The sequence below is a fragment of the Phenylobacterium sp. genome, assembly GCF_044236515.1.
GTDB lineage: Bacteria > Pseudomonadota > Alphaproteobacteria > Caulobacterales > Caulobacteraceae > Phenylobacterium.
This window is the reverse complement of record NZ_JBIIGK010000217.1, coordinates 1-3,861: the sequence shown is the minus strand read 5'-3', so window position 1 is coordinate 3,861 and position 3,861 is coordinate 1. Positions and strand designations below refer to the sequence as shown.

The window sequence follows — 3,861 nt, the reverse complement described above, 5'->3', positions numbered from 1 at the left end:
AGGGCGGCTCGACGATCACCCAGCAACTGGCCAAGAACGCCTTCCTGACCAGCCGCCAGACCCTGCGCCGCAAGGCCCAGGAGGCGCTGATCGCGCTCTATCTGGAGGCGCGGCTCAGCAAGGACGAAATCCTCTCGCGCTATCTTTCCAGCGTCTATTTCGGCGACGGGGTGTTCGGGCTGCGCGCCGCGGCCCGGCACTATTTCAGCAAGGACCCGGAGCGGCTGAGCGCCGGCGAAGCCGCGCTGCTGGCCGGGATCGTCAAGGCCCCGTCACGGCTGGCGCCGACCGAGGATTTCGCGGCCGCCCAGCGCCGCCAGCGGCTGGTGCTCGCCGCTATGGTCGACCAGGGCATGATCACCGCGCGGCAGGCGCGCCAGGCCCGGCGCGTGCGGCTGCGCGAGGGGCGCGAGGAGCTGCCGGTCGGGTCCTATTTCGCCGACTGGATCTCGGCCGAGACCAAGCGCGCCTTCGACCGCGCCTATGGCGAGGTCGAGGTGCGGACGACCCTGGATTCGGCCCTGCAGGCCCAGGCCCAGCGGGCGATCCGCAGCGGGCTGGCGCGGTCGCGGGGGCTGGACGTGTCGCAAGGCGCGCTGGTCGCCATGCGTACCGACGGGCGGGTGGTCGCGATGGTCGGCGGCCGCGACTATGCCGAAAGCCAGTTCAACCGAGCGACCCAGGCCCTGCGCCAGCCGGGCTCGGCGTTCAAGCTGTTCGTCTACCTGGCCGCCCTGCGCGAAGGGATGACGCCGGAGAGCCCGATCCTCGATGCGCCGCTGAACCTTGGCGGGTGGAGCCCGAAGAACCACGAGGGCCGCTATGCCGGACGGCCGGTTCCGCTGCGCGACGCCTTCGCGCGGTCGAGCAACGTCGCGGCGGTGCGGCTGTCGGAACAGGTCGGCCGCCAGAACGTGATCCGCGCCGCCCGGGACCTCGGAGTCCGGGCCCGGATCCCGAACGATCCGACCCTGGCGCTGGGCACCGCGCAGATGTCGCTGCTGGAGTTGACCAGCGCCTACGCCGCGGTGGCGGCCGGGCGCGCCCCGGTGACGCCGCGCGGGCTGCTTGCGGCGCCGTCCCGACCGCCGCGCACCCGGCCGCTCGATCCGGCCGAACGGGAGGCGCTGCTGGTGCTCCTGCGTGACGCGGTGGCCCGCGGCACCGGCTCGGCCGCGGCGATCCCGGCCCGCGCCTACGGCAAGACCGGCACCAGCCAGGACTATCGCGACGCCTGGTTCATCGGCTTCACCGGCGACCTGGTGGTCGGCGTGTGGGTCGGCAACGACGACAACTCGCCGATGCGTGGGGTGGCGGGCGGCGGCCTGCCGGCCCGGATCTGGCGCGAGTTCGCCGGCTACGCCAGCTCGCGCCGGGACTTTGCGAAGCCGCCGCCGGTCGAGCGGCGGGAGGAGACCGTCGACCTCGAGGCGATCCCGCCGGAGTTGCTGGACATCCCGCCGCTGCCGGCCGACCCCTCGGCGCCCGTCGTGGAGCCCGCGCCCGATCCCGCCGACATCGCGCCGCCGGAAATCCCGCCCGCGCCGCCGCTCGCGCCTCCCGCCACGCCCACGCCGGCGGTCGAGCCCGGCGTCTAGTTCGGCGTCTAGAGTTCGGCCCACATCCGCAGGAGGTTGTGGTAGCTGCCGGTCAGGGCGACGATCGCCGGGCTGTCCTGGCCGGCGTCCTGCGCCAGCTTCTGGATCGCCAGGTCCATGTCGAACAGCAGGGTGCGGCGGGCGTCCTCGCGCACCAGGCTCTGGATCCAGAAGAAGCTGCCGACCCGCTCGCCGCGTGTCACCGGCTCGACCCGGTGCAGGCTGGACGCGGGATAGAGGATCATGTGCCCCGCCGGCAGCTTGACCTCGTGGACGCCGAAGGTGTCCTCGATCACCAACTCGCCGCCGTCGTAGCTGTCGGGTTCGGCAAGGAACAGCGTGGCGGACAGGTCGGTGCGGATGCGCACGCCGCTGTCGCGCTGGAAGCGGATCGCGTTGTCGACGTGGTCGCCGAAGGTGTGGCCGCCGCGGTAGCGGTTGAACAGCGGCGGGAAGACGGTGTGCGGCAGAGCCGCCGACATGAACAGCGGGCTGCGGGCCAGGGCCTCGCGGACCTTCGCCCCGGCCTCGAGCGCGGCCGGCGAGGCCTCGGGCAGCTGCAGGTTGACCTTGGCCAGCGCCGACTGGGGGCCGGAGGTGACATTGCCGTCCACCCACTCGGCGGCGTCGATCAGGGCGCGCACTTCGGCGACTTCGGACGGGGTGAGGACGGCAGGGACGTGCAGCAGCATGGCGGCATCCTAGACGACAATACGCCCCGCCTGCGAGCAGGCGGGGCGCTGATACCGGCTCCGCCAAGGGGAGGATCAGAACCGGTACATCCATGAGAGCACCGGAAAGACCAGCGAGCGGTCTCGGCGCTGCAATTGCGAGGCGTTCTTAAAACTGGCGCGCACCCATTGCAATGAGAATCGTTCGCAAGTTTCCGTGACCGCCGGAGCACGTGGGCCGGAAGAGATTCGCCGCGCCGCGAATCACCGCAGCTTGGCGGCAACCCCGGCGCCGCTCGGGTGTTCCGCCTAGGAGTTCAAGCCCGCGGAGTGACCTCGATGCCGACCGGCGGCGCCTTCGAGATACTGAAGCCGTTCCTGCTGATGGCGGCGATCGCCTTCGCGGTCGGCTTCTTCAGCTATCTGGCGTTCACGCCGGCCGAGGCGAGGCGCGACGAAGCTTGGCGGACCACGGTCTCCGGTCCGTCGTCCGCCGATTGGAACCTCGTCAAGCACATCTGAGCGTCAGCTGCGGGCGACGAACCAGCCGTTGCGGAAGCCGGCCTCGGCCTTGCCGTAGACGAACGGGCCGCCCTCCACCGCCTCCACGCGGCCGCCGGCGGCCTCCAGGATCGCGTGGCCGGCCGCGATGTCCCATTCCATGGTCGGGCCGTGGCGCGGGTAGATGTCGGCGGCGCCCTCGGCGATGCGGCAGAACTTGATGGAGGAATCCATCGGCTCGCGGCGATCGAAGCCGTACTGCTGGGCGAGAGCCAGCGCGGCCTCTTCCTTCATGGTGTGGCTGACCAGGGCGAGGGCGTCGCCGGCGGGCCAGGGGCGGACGCGGACGGCCTGCGGCGCGCCGCCCTGTACCCGCTTCCAGGCCCGGCCGCCAGCCGTCCACCAGGTCTCGCCGGTGGGCGGCGCGCAAACGGCCCCCGCGACGGGGCGGCCATCCTCGATCAGGCCGATGTTGACGGTGAAGTTCGGATCGCCGCGGACGAAGGCCTTGGTCCCGTCGAGCGGATCGACCAGGAAGAAGCGGCGGCCGATGGTCTCCGGAACCCCGGACTCACTGGCGTCTTCCTCCGACACGACCGGGATGTCCGGGAACCGGCGGGCGAGCTCGGCGAGGATCAAGGTCTCACCCCTGCGGTCGGCCTCGGTGACGGGGCTTTCGTCCGCCTTGTGAATGACCGCCAGGCCGGAGCGCCACAGCGGCAGGATCAACGCCGCCGCCAGCTCGCACACCTCGGCCAGCGCCTCACCGACCTCGTTCGACACGTCGCTCAAACCTGCCCCCACCCTTCAGTCCCGCGGATCCTCGCCGACGAACTCGAGCCGCACGACGGCCGCGTCGATCGTCTGCTTGCCGGCGTCCTCGAAGTTCACCGTCACCTTTCGTCCGGCCACGGACTGGACCTGACCCACGCCCCAGTCCGGCCGGGTCGGATGGCGGACCAGCACCCCCGGCTCCAGGAACGGATCAGAAAACGGCTCCATGGGCGATTCTCTTATGGGCCGCCGGGCGTTTTCCAAAGGCTCAAATCACCTCAAGGTCGCCCGCCATGAGCGAAACTCCCTCCGAGCGC

Annotated in this window: 5 protein-coding genes; 2 read left to right on the top strand and 3 right to left on the bottom strand. The window is 71.3% G+C overall.

What is annotated here, in order from left to right:
- On the top strand, positions 1–1,598 hold a 1,598-nt coding region (locus tag ACILRF_RS15215), incomplete at its 5' end, for a transglycosylase domain-containing protein (protein ID WP_395674376.1).
- An 8-nt stretch (positions 1,599–1,606) separates the two neighbouring features.
- On the opposite strand, the gene ACILRF_RS15210 is transcribed toward ACILRF_RS15215, so the two are convergent.
- On the bottom strand, positions 1,607–2,290 hold the full coding sequence (locus ACILRF_RS15210; protein WP_395674374.1) for a Fe2+-dependent dioxygenase: 684 nt from the start codon (positions 2,288–2,290) through the stop codon (positions 1,607–1,609).
- Positions 2,291–2,599: 309 nt separating this feature from the next.
- On the opposite strand from ACILRF_RS15210, the gene ACILRF_RS15205 reads away from it, so the two are divergent.
- Positions 2,600–2,791: a hypothetical protein gene (locus tag ACILRF_RS15205; protein WP_395674372.1), complete on the top strand. Its 192-nt coding sequence runs from the start codon at positions 2,600–2,602 to the stop codon at positions 2,789–2,791.
- A gap of 3 nt (positions 2,792–2,794) precedes the next feature.
- Here the strand turns inward: ACILRF_RS15205 and cysQ are convergent, their stop codons facing one another.
- Together cysQ and ACILRF_RS15195 are read right to left on the bottom strand one after the other, a co-directional pair.
- A complete protein-coding gene (gene cysQ / locus ACILRF_RS15200; RefSeq protein ID WP_395674370.1) occupies positions 2,795–3,562 on the bottom strand; it encodes a 3'(2'),5'-bisphosphate nucleotidase CysQ in 768 nt (255 codons plus the stop codon).
- A gap of 15 nt (positions 3,563–3,577) precedes the next feature.
- A complete protein-coding gene (locus tag ACILRF_RS15195; RefSeq protein WP_395674368.1) occupies positions 3,578–3,772 on the bottom strand; it encodes a DUF3553 domain-containing protein in 195 nt (64 codons plus the stop codon).
- Positions 3,773–3,861 lie beyond the last annotated feature (89 nt).